General features: G+C 57.2%; 12 protein-coding genes. 6 read left to right on the top strand and 6 right to left on the bottom strand.

The genetic code is table 11. The features are described from left to right. Positions 1–5 precede the first annotated feature (5 nt). Entirely contained in the window at positions 6–1,970 is a 1,965-nt protein-coding gene (locus tag AC0L6S_RS03525) for a hypothetical protein (protein ID WP_473427041.1), read from the bottom strand. 450 nt (positions 1,971–2,420) lie between these two features. Between AC0L6S_RS03525 and AC0L6S_RS03520 the strand changes: the two genes are divergently transcribed. Continuing rightward, the gene (locus AC0L6S_RS03520; protein WP_473427040.1) at positions 2,421–3,887 is read left to right on the top strand and encodes an HAD-IB family hydrolase; all 1,467 of its coding nucleotides are present in this window, start codon (positions 2,421–2,423) and stop codon (positions 3,885–3,887) included. A gap of 4 nt (positions 3,888–3,891) precedes the next feature. Here AC0L6S_RS03520 and AC0L6S_RS03515 read toward each other — a convergent pair whose 3' ends face one another. Further along, the gene (locus AC0L6S_RS03515) at positions 3,892–4,722 is read right to left on the bottom strand and encodes a 1-aminocyclopropane-1-carboxylate deaminase/D-cysteine desulfhydrase (protein WP_473427039.1); all 831 of its coding nucleotides are present in this window, start codon (positions 4,720–4,722) and stop codon (positions 3,892–3,894) included. Positions 4,723–4,799: 77 nt separating this feature from the next. Further along, positions 4,800–5,789 carry a lipoyl synthase gene (gene lipA / locus AC0L6S_RS03510; RefSeq protein ID WP_473427038.1) on the bottom strand — a complete coding sequence of 330 codons (990 nt, stop codon included), beginning with the start codon at positions 5,787–5,789 and terminating at the stop codon, positions 4,800–4,802. Between the two features lie 162 nt (positions 5,790–5,951). On the opposite strand from lipA, the gene AC0L6S_RS03505 reads away from it, so the two are divergent. The 3 genes from AC0L6S_RS03505 to AC0L6S_RS03495 are packed head-to-tail and all read left to right on the top strand — an operon-like array spanning position 5,952 to position 9,412. Continuing rightward, complete coding sequence (locus AC0L6S_RS03505) at positions 5,952–6,680, top strand: fumarate reductase cytochrome b subunit (RefSeq protein ID WP_473427037.1); 729 nt, start codon at positions 5,952–5,954, stop codon at positions 6,678–6,680. A 3-nt stretch (positions 6,681–6,683) separates the two neighbouring features. Then, positions 6,684–8,666, top strand: a complete 1,983-nt coding sequence (locus tag AC0L6S_RS03500; RefSeq protein WP_473427036.1) for a fumarate reductase flavoprotein subunit — start codon at positions 6,684–6,686, stop codon at positions 8,664–8,666. Next, a complete protein-coding gene (locus AC0L6S_RS03495) occupies positions 8,663–9,412 on the top strand; it encodes a fumarate reductase iron-sulfur subunit (RefSeq protein WP_473427035.1) in 750 nt (249 codons plus the stop codon). The genes AC0L6S_RS03500 and AC0L6S_RS03495 overlap by 4 nt, the downstream gene beginning before the upstream one ends. Here AC0L6S_RS03495 and AC0L6S_RS03490 read toward each other — a convergent pair. Next, a complete protein-coding gene (locus AC0L6S_RS03490; RefSeq protein ID WP_473427034.1) occupies positions 9,409–10,782 on the bottom strand; it encodes a malonyl-CoA decarboxylase in 1,374 nt (457 codons plus the stop codon). The genes AC0L6S_RS03495 and AC0L6S_RS03490 overlap by 4 nt on opposite strands. Before the next feature lie 282 nt (positions 10,783–11,064). Here AC0L6S_RS03490 and AC0L6S_RS03485 point away from each other — a divergent pair, with 282 nt between their 5' ends. Next, entirely contained in the window at positions 11,065–11,433 is a 369-nt protein-coding gene (locus AC0L6S_RS03485; RefSeq protein WP_473427033.1) for a hypothetical protein, read from the top strand. Further along, on the top strand, positions 11,423–12,019 hold the full coding sequence (locus AC0L6S_RS03480) for a hypothetical protein (RefSeq protein ID WP_473427032.1): 597 nt from the start codon (positions 11,423–11,425) through the stop codon (positions 12,017–12,019). Before AC0L6S_RS03485 ends, AC0L6S_RS03480 begins: the two co-directional genes overlap by 11 nt. 83 nt (positions 12,020–12,102) lie before the next feature. Here the strand turns inward: AC0L6S_RS03480 and AC0L6S_RS03475 are convergent, their stop codons facing one another. Beyond that, on the bottom strand, positions 12,103–13,389 hold the full coding sequence (locus tag AC0L6S_RS03475; protein ID WP_473427031.1) for a DUF1552 domain-containing protein: 1,287 nt from the start codon (positions 13,387–13,389) through the stop codon (positions 12,103–12,105). 10 nt (positions 13,390–13,399) lie between these two features. Then, positions 13,400–16,213 (bottom strand): DUF1592 domain-containing protein, encoded by a 2,814-nt coding sequence (locus tag AC0L6S_RS03470; RefSeq protein ID WP_473427030.1) that lies wholly within the window; start codon positions 16,211–16,213, stop codon positions 13,400–13,402. Between the last annotated feature and the right edge of the window lie 10 nt (positions 16,214–16,223).

The raw sequence follows: 16,223 nt of genomic DNA, 5'->3' as shown, positions 1-16,223 counted from the left end.
CTCGCTCAGTCAACGACTGTCTCAGGGGCAACCTCGCGCCGGCCATTGTAAAAGTCGAGCAAGAGCGACTCGCCCTGATACCGGATGGTGATGCTCTCCGGCTTTCTTTGCACCTGTGCGTAGGGGGAGTCGAAACGGGGATACTCGAGGTCCTGCACAATACCGTCTATCTGAAAATCGCCTTGATAGCGTAACTCCAGCTGTCGCTCACCAGACTGATACGTCAGCACGCCACTCTCATAGCTTACCGGGTTGGATCTGATGCGTGCAATAAAACCCTCAAAGTCGCCATCTGCGCTGCGGCTACCGGCCTCAAACACCCAGTATGTATCCCTGCCCGGCTGGATAAGATCATCGCTTGTCCCTTCAGCATAGTGCAGCGGATTACGCGCAATGAAAGCAGCGTAGGTTTGCCCGACGCGGCCAAACGCATAGCGTCCGTCAAGGCGCACCTCGTCAAAGCGCTCCTGCGGAAAATGCGCGTGGGTATAGTCCTGGATACTCTTTTCCATGAAGCCTTTCTTTTCCGGAATTTGATAGATGTTCAACACCACATTGAGGTCCTGCACGACATGTGGCAACCGTCCACTGCCTACCCAGTAACCCGGTGACCCGGACAGTGCCCCCGCGTCAGATAACGGTTTCGCCGGATGAGTGGTGAATACACTCACATCCCGTGACAGTAATGCGTTCCATAAATGTTGTTGATCGCCATAGGTACCCGGCTGATAGGCCTGTGCCGACGCGAGCATATAGTCAGGCGTTTTAAAGGTATAGGTGTTGGCGCGTTGTATCGCGGTGCCATTGGTCACTGGGTTGAGCAACCGGCTGATCAGTGGCAGAAGGCCAGTCTTTGTCAGGACAGTGAGGTTGAAGGTATTAAAATCATGCAAAAACTCGTTGGAGAACATGCCATGCCGTTGCATATAGGCCAGGGTATTATCGATGACCAACTCGTTGCTGAACGCCTCTATAGCTAGCTGCATCATGATCTGGCGATCCTGCAGCCCGACCAGGTCCTCTGCGGCAAGCTCGTTTAGATTTAGACCCGTTGACGCTTTTATCACGACGTCTCGCTGATCATCAGCACCAATGGCCCTTATCACAGATGGCACCTGGTAGTTGTTTATGTAGATAAAATTCAAATCCATCCCAGTGCGCTTACTGGGCTCACCGCCCCAGCGGGTAGGACCCCAGATGCTGTCAATCACCGCGCGCATACTGTTTTTTTCCGGGAAGCGTTTGCCCTTTGCGTACATCCGACCACTGGAGGACACGAAACGCCCCCGATAAGACTGCGTCGCCAGGTCATAGAGAAGCAGATCGAGGATAATCCGGGCCTTCACAACGATTTCCTCATCCTCAGCAAAATCGATAAGGTTTGCCAGCGGTGCGATATCTTCGACGTAGTAGGTATTGGAATACCATTCAGTAAACCCATAGAGCCAGCGCTGCTCCAGCCAGATGAGAATACGCTCACGCGCCAATGCCTGGTGATCACGGCCAGTCTGGCCAGTATTCGGGAATACCTCGTCGGGCCAGTACTGACCGGCGAGATACTCCGATGCCGCAAACAGCAGCTGGTGATTCTCCGACCAGTAGCACATGCTGTCGGCGCCTGGCTGATCCATCCAGTATTTGAATTCGATGAAGGTATCGCGAATAGTCTCGTAGTCTTCGCGCGTCAGCGCATCGCGATGCTCGTAGACAATCCGCGCGAGGCTCTGCAAGCGGAAATCGGAGGTGTCGAAGCGGTGACCTACATAGGTCTGGATATCCTCAAGAATCGAAGCATCGTAGGGCCTGCCATTTTCCAGTTCACGCAGTACCACATCACTTCTTACGTCGAGCGCAAGACTACTGTCACGGGCCGGAATTTTTTCTATCCCAGCGTTACGGACGACTTCGTACGCCGTGAGCGCGGTCACCAATAATAGTACTGGCAGACCAAACTTGAGAATATTCGCCATGGTACTCCAGGCTCTATGTGGACCTTCAAACAGGTAGAGGTTTCGTGGGTAAGAACAGGGGTTGCCTGCAAGGCCAAATAACACCAGCTCGACTAACGGTGATGTCTCAACGCGCAATTAGACCTTGGTTATCGCGATAACTCAAGTTCAAGCAACTGGAAAAAGGCTGTGTGCACGACTGGGAGTCGAGGATGGGCAACCCAGCCATACGTATAAAAATGCGCCTCTGTACGGTGCAATCGCGCACCAAAAGCTTGCACACAGAATGAACACGGCAGTAGCACAGGATCAGTCAAACAGTAAAAACCACCGATATTGCAACTTAGTTGACACGAACGCTGTCTATCATCGCTGCTGGCCGGATTCTTGCATTGATTCCTGCCATGTAGCGACAGATCAACGTATACCGGACAACACACCCGGGACCAGCGGCCCTGGCAAGGACGAACGATGACAGCTCTAGAATCTCATGTGCAGACAATTTCAACGCCTGACCCGTCGCAGCCGACGATTGCCTTTTTCGATCTCGACCGCACACTGATCGCAGGTTATTCCATTCTGGCCGTCGCCCGGGAAACAGCGGAACTGGGCGCAAAACGAGGCAGGTTGCGCCAGGCCAGCAAGGTCGCCCGGGAGATTTTTAAGCACAAAGTCTACAGCTCGGGCCGCAACTACCACCGTCTGGTGAAACGAACTACCAAGGCGCTTACCGGCCTTTCGGAGTCCACCCTGTGCGACCTCGGCGAACAGGCGTATCGCAAGCACCTCGCCAAGGCGCTGTACCGGGAAGCCGTCACCCTTGTCGAGGCGCACCGCGCCGCCGGACATAAACTGGCCATTATCAGTTCCGCCAGCCGCTACCAGATCGAACCTGTAGCTCGCGTACTGGGTATCGAGGAGATTCACTGTACCCGGCTGGAGGTCGTGGATGGCCGATTTACCGGAAAGGTTATCGCACCCATGTGCTTCGGCGAAGGCAAGTTACTGGCCGCGCAGCGCAGTGCGCGCCGGCACAAGGCCAGCCTGAATGACTGCTGGTTCTACTCCGACTCCAGCGACGATTTGCCACTGCTGCGCAAAGTCGGCCACCCTGTCGCGGTTAACCCATCTGACCGACTGGGTGCTCACGCCCGCACCAAACAATGGCCGCAGTTGTTTTTCTCAACCCGCGGCCTGCCGAGTGCGGAAAGTCTGGCACGTACGCTACTGACAGCGCAGACCATTATTGGCACCACCGCTTTCGGCATGTTGAGCAAGGGCCTGGGAAGCTCGCCCTACCGATCGGCCAATCAGCTGACGCGACTGTTCGGAGATATTGGCAGCGCCTTTGCCGGGCTGGATTTTGAAATTGAAGGACTGGCCAATCTGCGTCAGGAACGCCCTGCGATTTTTGTGTTCAATCACCAGAGCTTACTGGACTCCATGGTACTGGCACACCTGCTGCGCGAAGACGTGGTTGCGATGTGTAAGAAGGAAATGGCCGACACACCGGTAATCGGTCAGCTGCTGCGCCAAGCGGATACGATTTTTGTTGACCGCGACGAATCGGACCAGCGCGAAGTGCTACAGCGAGCACAACAAGTGCTGAATAGCGGCCGTTCCCTGGTTATTGCACCGGAGGGCAGGCGCAGTACGCTGGGCGATATACAGCCTTTCAAACACGGCGCTTTCTATCTGGCGCGCAAGGCGGGTGTCCCCATCGTGCCGATCGTGCTGCACAATGTGAAGGATGCGCTGCCCAATGGCGGCTGGCTGATTCGCCCGGCAACCATTCGGGTGACAGTGCTACCGCCGATTCCCGCGAAATCCATACGGAGCATCCGCGGCGCGTGTCAGGACCTCGAAGCTACCTATATCGAACTGCTGGGCAAATCGGAGCTGACAGCGCTGCCCTTTGCGGTAAAAGGCGCCGCCTGAAACGTCAGCTCAGCCAGGGGTAGCCACGGCGCCCCTGCAGCCCGCCTGTATGTATTGCAAGGACCGGGGCTTGGGCGTCCCACTCTCCCTGATTGATCAACTGGTGAATCGCAAACAGCATCTTGCCGGTATACACGGGCTCCAGTTCCACGCCCTGCACCGCCTCGAAAGCCAGAATGAATTCACGCAGCGCGGCATTGACCCGCGCAAAGCCGCCGCAATGAAAATCGTGGCGGATAGACCAGCGTACCGCGTGACCCATGCCCGGCTCCGCCAGCAGGCTGGCAACCCGCTGCTCCAGATCAGCCGCCCCCTTCAACGCAGAGATACCGACAATTTCACTGTCTGCGGCAGCGGACGATGCCAGGCCGGCAAGCGTTGTACCTGTCCCCACCGGTAACACGATACGCCTGGACTGCGGTGCAACACGCCGGATAATCTCGGCAATAGCCGTGCAACCCTGTGCTCCGGTAATGGATGCACCGCCTTCGGGGATCAACAGACAGGGCGCGAAATACTCTCGCAACGCCTGTTGGTAGGCGCTGTCGTTGCGCTGTCGATACTCAGCGCGGCTGACACGGTGGATACGCATACCCCAGGCCGCGGCGTCAGCCATCATGGCCGATTCGCCCTCAGCGGCCTCGCCGCGCACTATACCGACGGTTTCGACCCCGTGCTGCTGCCCCATTGCCGCCAGTGCATGCAAATGATTGGACCAGGCGCCTCCGAAGGAGGCCAGCCGCTCGATCCCGCCGCGTTTTGCCTGCGCATTGTAATCGCGCAACTTGAAGGATTTATTGCCGGGAGCGAGACCACCGGTACGGTCCAGGCGCAACAGGCTGACAGCACCGAGCGAGACGCCCAGAACGGGCTCGTCGACCAGATGTTGCAGTAAAGCGTCGCTGTGCTGTGCTATGACAGGCCCACGTTATTTTTTGCCAAGACCTGCTCGGCGCGATAGCTGGAGCGCACGAACACACCGGACACAACTTCCAGAAAGTCCCGCTCCAGCCCCCACTGGCGGTACTCCTCAAACTGCTCAGGCGTGACATAGCGATCGATGGGATAGTGATTGATCGTGGGCTGCAGGTATTGACCCAGCGTCAGGATATCAACCCCGGCCGCGATCAGGTCATCCATACAGGCCTTGATCTCGTCCTCGCTCTCGCCCAGCCCCAGCATCAAGCTGGTTTTGGTCAATACGTCCGGGCGGTACGACTTGGCATGTGCCAGTACGTCGAGGGTTTGTTGATAGCCCGCCCGCGGGTCGCGCACCGGGTGAGTCAGGCGCCGGACTGTCTCAATATTCTGGGCGAACACGGCGATACCGGAATCCAACACGGTTTCGACATCCGCCAGCACACCGAGAAAATCCGGGGTAAGCGCCTCCACGGCCGTGTCCGGATTGACCTCCTTCACGCGCTTTACACAGGCGGCATAATGCGCTGCCCCGCCGTCGTCGATATCATCGCGATTGACGGAGGTCAGCACGACGTACTTGAGGTTCATCAGCTGTACGGAACGCGCGGTATTCTCGGGCTCCTCCGGGTCCAGCCAACCCTTTGGGTTTCCGGTGTTGACGGCGCAGAAACGGCAGGCGCGGGTGCAGACATCGCCCAGCAACATGATAGTGGCGGTACCAGCGCTCCAGCACTCACCCATGTTGGGACACTTGGCCTCCTCGCATACCGTAGCCAGCTTGTGCTCGTGCACAATTGCCTGCACTTTTTCGAGTTTGCTGCCGCCGCGTACGCGGATACGCAGCCAATCGGGTTTGCGCGCGCGCTCACCGGGACTGGCCGTGGCCTTGATACCGTCCTTGATAGCGGTAATACCCCTATCGTTAACGAATTTATCGCCGCTGCCCACCTGTATGGCGGGAATGCGGTCACGGTCTGACATAGGTTCTGGCCCCGATGATGCAAAATGCAAAGGCTGGATTATAGCGGATCGGCTGCACACAACACACCTGCCGATTGCGTCGACCCTTGAGGCAAGACAAGGTAGTCGCGCCAGAAACGTCTACACTATGCTCAGGTTTATTATTTCAGGACTATACCAGCTATGCCCAGTACCCCGCCTTCATGGCCAGCTCGCATGGATGTGCTGCAAAGCCTTTCGGGTTTACTGCTGGTACTGTTCATCTGGTTCCACATGTTTTTTGAGTCCAGCATTCTGCTGGGCGAAGATGCGATGTACCAGGTATCCAGAATGTTTGAAGGCGAGCCGCTGTTCGGCAAGCCCTACCCGCTTATCGTGTCCGGCGTGGGAATAGCGGTGTTTTTGCTGGTGGCCGTACACGCGATTCTGGCACTGCGTAAATTTCCTGGCACCAGCCGCCAGTACCGGCAATTTCACCAGCACATGGGCGCTATCCGCCACCCGGATACCACCGCGTGGTATGCACAGGTGATCACCGGCTTCTGCCTGTTTTTCCTGATCCCCGCGCATTTGTACACGGTGATAACGCAACCGGAAAACATCGGCCCCTATGCCTCCTCCGACCGCGTGTGGAGCGAGCGCTTCTGGATTGTCTATGCATTGCTATTGCTAACGGTACATGTACACGCGGCTATCGGCATCTATCGCCTGATTATGAAATGGTATGCCCCTGCCGGGCCAAACGCCAAACGCACCCGGGCCAGGCTCAAAATTGCCATGTGGTGCATCCTCATTTTCTTCATCGTGCTGGGCAGCGCCAGCCTGATTACCTATATGCGCATCGGCTACCTGCACGCGGACAACGCAGGTGAACGCTACGTCCCCGCAGCACAGCAGGTCGAGGGTCACTAGCTCATGCAGATTATCTACACAGATGTGCTCATCATCGGCGGTGGCCTGGCCGGACAGCGTGCCGCGATCGGTGCCAGACGGCGGGGGCATGACGCCATAGTGCTAAGTCTGGTTCCAGCCAAACGCTCACACTCGGCTGCCGCACAGGGTGGCATGCAAGCCAGCCTCGGGAATTGCCTGGGCGCCTCCGGCGACAATGAAGACATTCACTTCGTCGATACGGTTCGCGGCAGCGACTGGGGCGCAGACCAGCAGGTGGTGCGTATGTTCACCCATATCGCGCCCAAGGCAATCCGCGAGCTGGCCGCCTGGGGCGTACCCTGGAACCGGGTGCAGCACGGCACCCATGACATCACGGTCAACGGCCAGAAACAGCGCATCGAAGAACCGGCGGCGGCACACGGCCTGATCACCTCGCGCAATTTCGGCGGCACGGAAAAGTGGCGCGCCTGCTACGTGTCAGACGGTACCGGCCATGCAATGCTGTACACGATGAGCAATCAGGCCATTGCCGCCGGCATACCGGTGCACGAGCGCATGGAAGCGCTGGCGCTGATTCACGACGGCGAGCGCTGCTGCGGCGCCATCGTACGCAATCTGCAAAGCGGTGAGCTGCTGGCCTATGTCGCCAAGGCCACCTGCATCGCCACCGGCGGCTTTGGGCGGATCTACCGGGTGTCCACCAACGCCATCATCAACGAGGGTATGGGCGCCGCAATCGCACTGGAAACCGGTATCGCGCAACTCGGCAATATGGAGGCGGTGCAGTTCCACCCCACCGCTATAGTGCCGGCGGGTATTCTGGTTACCGAGGGCTGCCGCGGTGATGGCGGGCTGTTGCTGGACGCCGTCGGACACCGCTTCATGCCCGACTATGAGCCGGGAAAAATGGAGCTCGCCTCCCGAGATGTCGTGTCGCGACGCATGGAACAACATATCGCCGCCGGCCACGGCGTGATGGGTCGTTTTGGAGAACATCTTTGGCTGGATATCCGCCTGCTTGGCAAAGCGCATATCGAGCGAAACCTGCGCGAAGTGAAGGAAATATGCCATTACTTTCTGGGTATCGATCCCGTTAGTGAGCTTATCCCGGTGCGGCCTGCGCAACACTATTCAATGGGCGGTGTGCGTACCGACCACCGCGGGCACTCCCCACACCTGCGCGGCTTGTTCGCAGCGGGTGAAGCCGCTTGCTGGGATATACACGGCTTTAATCGTCTGGGTGGCAACTCCGTCGCGGAGACGGTGGTGGCTGGCATGGTTGTTGGGGACAGCATGGCCGATTATTGTGATTCCAGCGACAGTGCGTTGCAAATTTCCACTAAGCTGATCGAGGCGTTCGGTCGCCGCGAAGAACAGCGCCTGGCAGCAATCGTCAACAGTCGCGGCACAGAGGATGCCTTTGAACTGACACGCCTGATGCAGGATACGATGACGGCAAATGTGGGGATTTTCCGTCACGCCGATCAACTGCAACTTGCAGTAGATACCCTGGCTGAACTGCAGCAACGCGCGGGCAACATTACCTTGCGCAGCAGCGCGCGCGGGGCCAATCCCGAGCTGATCGCGGCGTACCGACTGCAGCGCATGTTAAAACTGGCGCAATGCACAGCCTATGGCGCACTGCAGCGCACAGAAAGTCGCGGTGCTCACTATCGCGCGGACTACCCGCAACGCAACGATGAAAAATGGCTATGTCGAACGCTTGCCAGGTGGCCGGGCGCTGAAGCCCAGCTACCGGAGCTGGGTTACGAAAAACTGGACATCATGGCAATGGAACTGCCGCCTGGCTGGCGTGGCTACGGCGACAAGGACCACATCGCACATCCCGATACCGGCAGGCGACAGGGCGAGATCGACGCAGTGTTGGCAGCGCTTGGTGACAAGGCTGACCGCTACCAGCGACAGCAGGCCATGATGCCGTTTGAACACCTTTTGCCCGCACATTTACGAGCACGCAATCAACGCCTTGGAGATGTTACGTGACCCCGATCGCCACCGACGCCGCACTGAGAACACTGCAGATCCGGATTCTACGCCACAACCCACAGGACACAGGCTCCCCGCCACATTGGCAGACGTTCGAGCTGGAGGAGGCTGAAAGCATGACGCTGTTCATCGCCCTGAATGAAATCCGCCAGACGCTGGAGCCCTCCCTGCAGTTTGATTTTGTCTGTCGCGCTGGCATCTGCGGCAGTTGCGGCATGCTGGTCAACGGCAAACCGGGGCTGGCCTGCCGCACGCTGACCAAGAACCTGCCTGACGATATCACGCTCGCACCACTGCCCGGCTTTGAACTTATCGGCGACCTCTCCGTGAACACCGGGAAGTGGATGCGAGGTATGTCAGAACACCTGGAAACCTGGGTTCACCAACGCAATCTGGAGCAGATTGATATCGACGCGCACGAAGAGCGTATGGAGCCCGACCTGGCAGAGAAAATCTATGAACTGGAGCGCTGTATTGAGTGCGGTTGCTGTATTGCGGCCTGCGGAACTGCGCGTATGCGGGACGATTTTGTCGGCGCTGTAGGCTTGAACCAGATCGCCCGTTTTCGCCTCGATCCCAGGGATGAACGCACAGATGCCGACTTCTATACGCTCGTAGGCGACGAATCAGGCGTGTTCGGCTGCATGACGTTACTGGGATGCGAGGATTACTGCCCCAAGGACCTGCCATTGGCCGCGCAAATTGCCTTTTTGCGCGGGCGCATGGTGGCGGCCAGCAGTTAGTCCAGAAGACGACTCACGGCTTTGGAGACAGCAATCTTACCCTCCTCGAAATAGGCCTCGTGGTTCTCTTCGATTTTAGGCAGGTCATAGAGGTAATTTACCATGATGCCGGCAGACTGCTCACGGCCTTTCGGCGACAGGTCTGCGCCGCCGTGGATACCGTGCAACTGCGCACCATTACCGAGGTGAAAACGTGCCACCGGATCGTGTGGCAGGCGCCCCGACTTCACGCGCAACAGGTAGTGTGCGCAGAGCTTCAGCAGCGCGTCATAGACCTGCGCGTCTACCACCGCTCCGAGAGGGCCTTTGACCCGATCCGCCAGATGCTGGGGCACGAGGCCTTCCAGATCGGTATCGAGTAGCCAGTTGCGAAAACCTGGCACCGGGGACAGAGTGACATAATATTTGAGTGTCGGGATTTCCTTCTGCAGTTCTTCGATCACACCCTTAATCAGAAAATTGCCGAAGGTCACACCGGCCAGGCCGGGATGGCAGTTACTGATCGAATAGAACACGACGGTGTTTACGCGCTCATCCTGCGCCATATCCGGACGGGGCTGCAACAACGGCGGCAGGGCTTCCGGGATACTGTTGGTCAGCGCTATTTCGACGAACACCAGCGGGTCATTGGGCAGCGCTGGGTGAAAAAACGCAAAGCAGCGTCGGTTCTCATGCAGGCGGCTGCGTAAATCGTCCCAACCATTAATTTCATGCACGGCCTCATAGTGAATAATTTTTTCCAGCACGCTGGCCGGCGAGGACCAGTCGATACGCTGTAATTCAAGGAAGCCCTTGTTGAACCAGGAAATGAAGAGGTGCTTGAGATCAGAGTCCACACCACGCAGCTGCGGGTGCGTTCGCAACACGTCCAGTAAATGACCACGCATGGCCACTAGTGTGCGGGTACCCTCGGGCCCCATATTGATTCTGCGGAACAGCTTTTGCCTGGGCGCTTCGGTCGCGTGATTGATGGCCCACAGATTTTCAATGCAGTCGTCTTCGCGGTAATGCTCTACCGCCGCCAATACGGCGTCGCGATCGACATCGAATTCGGTAGCCAGCCCAGAGAAAAACGCCAGCCGGTCCGCCACCGACAGATTCTGGTAACGCTGCGCAATTTCACTGGCCAGCGCCAGACCTGACGCCTCACCCCGATGTTCCAGCAAGTCGTCACACAACGCTAGCAGATTGGCAACGGATGACTGCGGTGACGGCTGTGAGGCACGTCGTCTCTCCAGCAGTTCTCGTCCCACCACTAGCACGGAACTCAGTGTGCGGCCCAATGTTGTAAAGGTACGTGCGGGAATATCCGCATATGATCTTGCGGCAATCTCCGATGAAGCTTCGTCATTGACTTGTTCTTCGGCCATTGTGTACTTCCTTCCTCGTTCCATTGCTGCCGCGTCAGGTACGCCTCGCCAACACTGGTTTTCCAGTTCCACTATAGGATATGGGCCTGCGTGTTGTTACCCCCGAACCTTAATGAAAGACGTAGAAACCCGGCAAACTGTGCGGCAGATAACACTTCAAAGGGTGCGGGAGTATGATTTGATGTTGCAGTCATACCAAAAAGGCACCCTATACCACTTGGCGACGATGCCGATAATGGCCTATTCTGTCGCCTTACCCGCCATTCTATTGGAAAACGCCTTATGAAACTATCGGCCGCAATAACCGCACTGCTGCTCTGCACCGGCTTTTTGGGCGGGTGCGCCCAGTTTGAAAGTAATCGGGGGGTGGAGGTTAACTGGCAAGCCACCGTAACCGAGCAGTTGATCAATGGCCAGAGCACACGGCGCGACGTGCTGGAAATGCTCGGCCCGCCGTCACAGGTTATTGCTCTAGACGGCGAATCCGCCCTTTACTATCTGTTTGAGCGCTCTGAGGGGGAAGGTTTGATCCTGATACTCTACAACAGGATGCATATCGATACACGGTATGACCGGGCCATTTTCTTCTTCGACAAAAACGACGTACTGACAGAGTATGCCACTCGCTTGTACCCGACTGATGAAGGGTAGCCTTTTAAAACCACTATTTGCCCTGCTCGCCTGTGCACTGTTAGCAGGCTGCTCCCAATGGCGCTACGACCTGGGTGCTCCGCTCACAGAGACGCCCTTCCCCCCCGAGCGTACGCCATTGGCAGAAGCACTTTCCCTGTTGGGGCCTCCCCTGCGAATGACAGCCACAGACAACGGGTTTGTCCTCGCCTGGGAGCACTGGCATATCCGCGAAAACTCTGTCGGTTTCCGACTGGGAGCGTTGGGTGCAGATTTTCTATCCGCCGATTGGGGTGAGATGCGTATCAAGGGTGAGTTTCTGTTACTAACCTTTGACAAACAACACCTGTTAACCAGCGCCAGCCGATCGCAGTGGGACAACTACGGTGGCGGTGGCAAAGCCATTCAGCCCCTGTTCGGCTTTGTCTCTGTGGTGGATGTCGAGGACCTCACCGAGGTCATGCCGCAGCATCGCTGGGGCAGTTCGCTTCTGCAACGGCTTCCGGGTACGCTGAACAATAACTCCAATCTCGACACCGGCCAGAGTGGGCTGCAGCAACGCGGCACCCCCACGGCCGCCGGGCAACAGTCTCTGGAGATGGACTGAAAGCACAGCATGTCGGCGCGGGAGGCCGCACGCGTGCAATGGACCACGGCCGTCTCCCTGGCCTTGCAGTTCCGCCGCTGTGACTATGCAATTACTCCGGGAATTTCCTTACCATAGTTCAGCGTGACACCACAGGCTTTCGCCGCCGTGTGCAGCAAATCGAGGTTGTTGTAACCACCCCCTGCGACGGTGGTGACTCCGCGATTGATGGCAGTGCCACCGCCAGCGATCATCAGTGGCACATCGGTATTACCATGCAAATCTGCGTGCCCCATGTCGGTCGTCTCCAGCACCACTGTACTGTCGAGAAGCCCACGTTCATACAGTCGTTGAATCAGATACGCGCTGAGACTTCCGAGATGGTTACGCATCTCGGTATAGTAAGGATAGTTGGGCAGGCCTCCGCTACCGCCGTGAATTGACTGGTGGTAAGCGCCGGTGTAGTTCAACTCCGGTATCCGCAGTTCAGATTGATGGTTGCCAAAGGCGATGGACACGGAACTGGTCAGCCCGCATTGCAGAGCCGATACGGCTATATCCGCCTGCAGCCGCGCCTGCTGGCTAAAGTTGTCGTAATTCAGGGGAAACTCAGTGGCAACGGGTGCACCAGAGCAGCTACTGCCACCGGCCAGATCGTCCAACCGGCGCTGTGTCTCGGAGATGGCCTGCAGGTGTTCGTCCAGCCGCTGAACCTCATACCCGGCCAGCTTGTTCCTGATGGCACTCGCAGCCGCGGCATGCGCATCCAGAATCGGCGATTTTTCACTGCCGCCTGTGCTTGCGCCAAACAACAGCTTGTAGGCCGTAAACGGGTTGTCCTGAAACGGCACACTGCTGCCACCATCGCGAGTGATGTAACCGCTGCCGTTGCTGTGTGTGCCCAAATTAATATAGGTAAAGGGCCGGTCCGGCCCGAGCGCATGCCCCATGAAAACATCGAAGGAATCGTCCTGCCAATTGTTGGACAACAGCCTGGGCATACGGCCATGCCCGCCGTTTTCATGCGACATATTCAACAGAAAATTGCACTCGGCCTTAACCGCTGCATAGCCGCTGGACATCGGCCCCATCTGCATCTCGCTGCCGCTACCACTGGGTGCCCAGAAATCGTGAATCGCTCCGCCGGGAATATAGATTGATACGCATTTGTCAGGCGTGCCCGCAGCAAGTGCATCGCTGTGCCGCGCGAGCAGCAACCCCGATATCAACGGTGAGCTGCTGATCATAGCTTTTGAAATCCCCGAGGCCAGAAAGGTTTTCAGCACAGCGCGCCGCGAGACACGGCGTTGCGCTATACGTTCCTGCAGAACCTCTTTGTCCGGCTCCCCGTTGGCGTGCTCACTGGGATTCTTCTGCTCGTGCTTGTACATGGTCGCCTCCTCAGTCTCTGGCCCAGGCTTTTCGGTAGCGCACTGCCTTCAGTGACCCGAACTGTTCAAGCATGGCTCTGGGACTATCATTCATCATGGCGTTAGTCAGTTGATCGATTTCACAGGCGTAGCCGGATTTTTCCGCTGCGCTCAACTGCGGACCTTCCGGGTTCGAGGCATCTATGCTCTGGTCACCGACGCCGGTGATGTAGCGGAACATCTGTTTCGGCAGGCAGCGTTGTGCAGAGGGCAATCCACTGAGTAAAACGCCCAGGCCCTGCGCACCGTGGAAGGACTCTACCTCATCCAGGTTGCTGTAACCGGAGGGCGCATAGAGTTTGCCACTGGCGTCAATCTCATTGCCATTGAGGTCCTGGGTCCTGAAGCGACCTACCGTGTCAAAATCTTCCATACCAAAACCCAGTGGGTTGATGTACTGCGAATGACAGTTGGTGCAGGGAGTATCCTCGGTCAAACGGTGATACTTAGCGCGGTTGGTGGTCGTGGGCTGCTGCAGATAACTTGATAGCTCCGCCAACTTCGCTTCGCGTGCAGCAAAGGTTCCGGCGGGGGGATCGGGCTGATCCTGACACAGCATGCGCCGGCGCACCCTTACAGAGCGCAAAATGGGTGACGTCTCCAGCGCCTCGCCCCAGCGCGCCATAAAGGCGCCATTGGCCAGAATGCCGCCGCGATACGGTGTCGTTACCTTCTGCAGTTCATTGCCGGACACTACGCCGGATAAGCCATAGTGATTGGCAAGCGTGGCGTTGATAAAACTGAAGTTCCCGCTGTACAGAGAACTGAACTGTTCCTCCGGATTCAGCAGAATATGTGCGAAGGTCTGATTGATCTCTCCCTGCAGGTGCGGCACCAGCGCATCGAACCCCGGCCACACGGCGGCGTCTTTCGCGGCTGCGGCGAGGTTGGCTGTGCCAAGCCAGCTACCGACGAAATCACTGAGTACAGGCGTCGCTTCTGCTGCGAGGCGCTGGGCCTGCGCCAGTATATTGGCTTCGCCGCGCAACTCATCGGCCGCGGCCGCATCCAGCAATTGTTGATCCGGGGTAGAACCGGTGAAGGTATAGGCAAGGAATGTCGCCATTTCGTAGGAGGTTAGCTCATAGGCATCCGCATCCAGCTCCGGATTATCAGGGTTCGCCTCACCCAGCTCATGTCGGTACAAAAACTGTGGCGACGCCAACAGTCCCTCCAGAGCGAGCTGCATTCCTTTGGCAATATCACCCCCCGTATGATCGCCGTCTGCAATGGCTTTCCAACGGGTCAGCTCTTCCTCCGTCAGCGGTCGACGGAAAATTCTTGGAGCCAGATTCTGGAGCAGTTGATCAGCGCAGTCCTGGTTGATACTGCTGCAATTCAGGGCCGGTGCAAAATTTTGCGCGGCAGACCACTGTGCTATCTCCTGGGCCACCAGCAGGAAGTTACTGTATGAAGCAGGCACCAGGGTGGAATGGGTATTGTTGGTGAAATAGCCGATCTGAGTGTCTGCGGACAATCCTTCTGCCGCATTGAAATCTACCCCCAGCAGATCCTCCACACTGTTTTGATACTCGGATCGAGTCAGTATTTTCAGTTGTCGGGCACCATAACTCACCGGGCTGACCGCAAGGTTGCAAACGGGCTCGGTGACCCACAGCGTCTCAATAAAAGTAGCGACATCCTCGGCACATTGAACATCACATGAAGCGCTATTCCCGCGCGGCATGAACTGCGCGATATAGTCGATCATGGCCGGCGTTTCGCGTTCGGTATTCAGCGCCGGAAAGTTGCCATTTCCCTCGCCATTGCTGCCGTGACAGCCGGCACATTGCTGCTCGTATATATGCTGCCCACGCACCAGCGCGGTACTCTCGGTAATGGTGATGCGCTCTATATTGGATGGCAATGACGGCACGCCATTGTTCAGCGCAATCACCTTGTAATCAAACTCACCGACATCCGGCAGGCCTTCTTCCAGACTGTTGCTGTCAGCGGCCAGTTCCGCGACGGTATGCCAGTCGCCATCAGAGGGCTTGCGACGCACCAGCACAAGGGATTCATTGTCACTGTTATCCTGCCACATCAGCTGGGTCTGATTGATACCGGCGCTGAATTCGCCGCTCAGATTGCTCGGGGCTGCCGGAGCATCCGGCATGTCGACAGCGTTATCTTCAGGGTTGGTACTAGCGATAAACCGGAGCTGGAAATACACCGGTACAGCGTTGCCGATAGAGCTCAGGTTGGCGATGGTGCGCAGTGTTTCTATACCGTATGCCATATCAAAATCGCTGCTGCTGATATTGATCGGCTGGACGCTCGAAACCCGAAGCTCACTCGCCGATATTTTGACGATAAGCACTTCGGCCTCAATGGGCTGGCGGACGCCGTGCAGGCTGAGATCCCCGGCCAGTGTTTCCCTCTGCACCGCACCGACGGCCATCGCCTCAAGTTGATCAGTATCCAGCGCCATACGAAAATAGGCATTGGGTAGGAACCCGGTTTCATAGAGGAATTCGAGCAGACGACCATCGCGAACATCGACACCGGTTGATACATGGTTCAAATCGATGGAGAAAATCGCATCTCCTGACGCGGCGATCGAGCCGCTTAGCGCTGCCGGTTCACCTGTATCTGCAACAAACGTATTGATCTCGGCGGTATGATCTTTCTTCATGGATACGTATTTGAGAGAAGAGGCATCGCCATCGAGCACCCACAGTATGTCGTCGGCTGCGGCAATCGGCGCAACCAAAAGAACCAGTAACAATGCGATACCGCCTAGTAGCTGGCGCGGTGATAGTAAACAGTTCCACAACATTTTCATCGCTTGTCCT

The organism is Halioglobus sp. D3-4 (assembly GCF_055809315.1).
The sequence above is the reverse complement of the archived record's forward strand: the minus strand, read 5'-3'. Positions and strand labels throughout refer to the sequence as shown.

Coding starts and splice junctions, on each gene's coding strand:
- AC0L6S_RS03525 (WP_473427041.1), bottom strand. CDS start 1,970: ATGGCGAATATTCTCAAGTTTGGTCTGCCAGTACTATTATTGGTGACC.
- AC0L6S_RS03470 (WP_473427030.1), bottom strand. CDS start 16,213: ATGAAAATGTTGTGGAACTGTTTACTATCACCGCGCCAGCTACTAGGC.
- AC0L6S_RS03485 (WP_473427033.1), top strand. CDS start 11,065: ATGAAACTATCGGCCGCAATAACCGCACTGCTGCTCTGCACCGGCTTT.
- AC0L6S_RS03480 (WP_473427032.1), top strand. CDS start 11,423: ATGAAGGGTAGCCTTTTAAAACCACTATTTGCCCTGCTCGCCTGTGCA.
- AC0L6S_RS03500 (WP_473427036.1), top strand. CDS start 6,684: ATGCAGATTATCTACACAGATGTGCTCATCATCGGCGGTGGCCTGGCC.
- AC0L6S_RS03520 (WP_473427040.1), top strand. CDS start 2,421: ATGACAGCTCTAGAATCTCATGTGCAGACAATTTCAACGCCTGACCCG.
- AC0L6S_RS03505 (WP_473427037.1), top strand. CDS start 5,952: ATGCCCAGTACCCCGCCTTCATGGCCAGCTCGCATGGATGTGCTGCAA.
- AC0L6S_RS03475 (WP_473427031.1), bottom strand. CDS start 13,389: ATGTACAAGCACGAGCAGAAGAATCCCAGTGAGCACGCCAACGGGGAG.
- AC0L6S_RS03490 (WP_473427034.1), bottom strand. CDS start 10,782: ATGGCCGAAGAACAAGTCAATGACGAAGCTTCATCGGAGATTGCCGCA.
- lipA (WP_473427038.1), bottom strand. CDS start 5,789: ATGTCAGACCGTGACCGCATTCCCGCCATACAGGTGGGCAGCGGCGAT.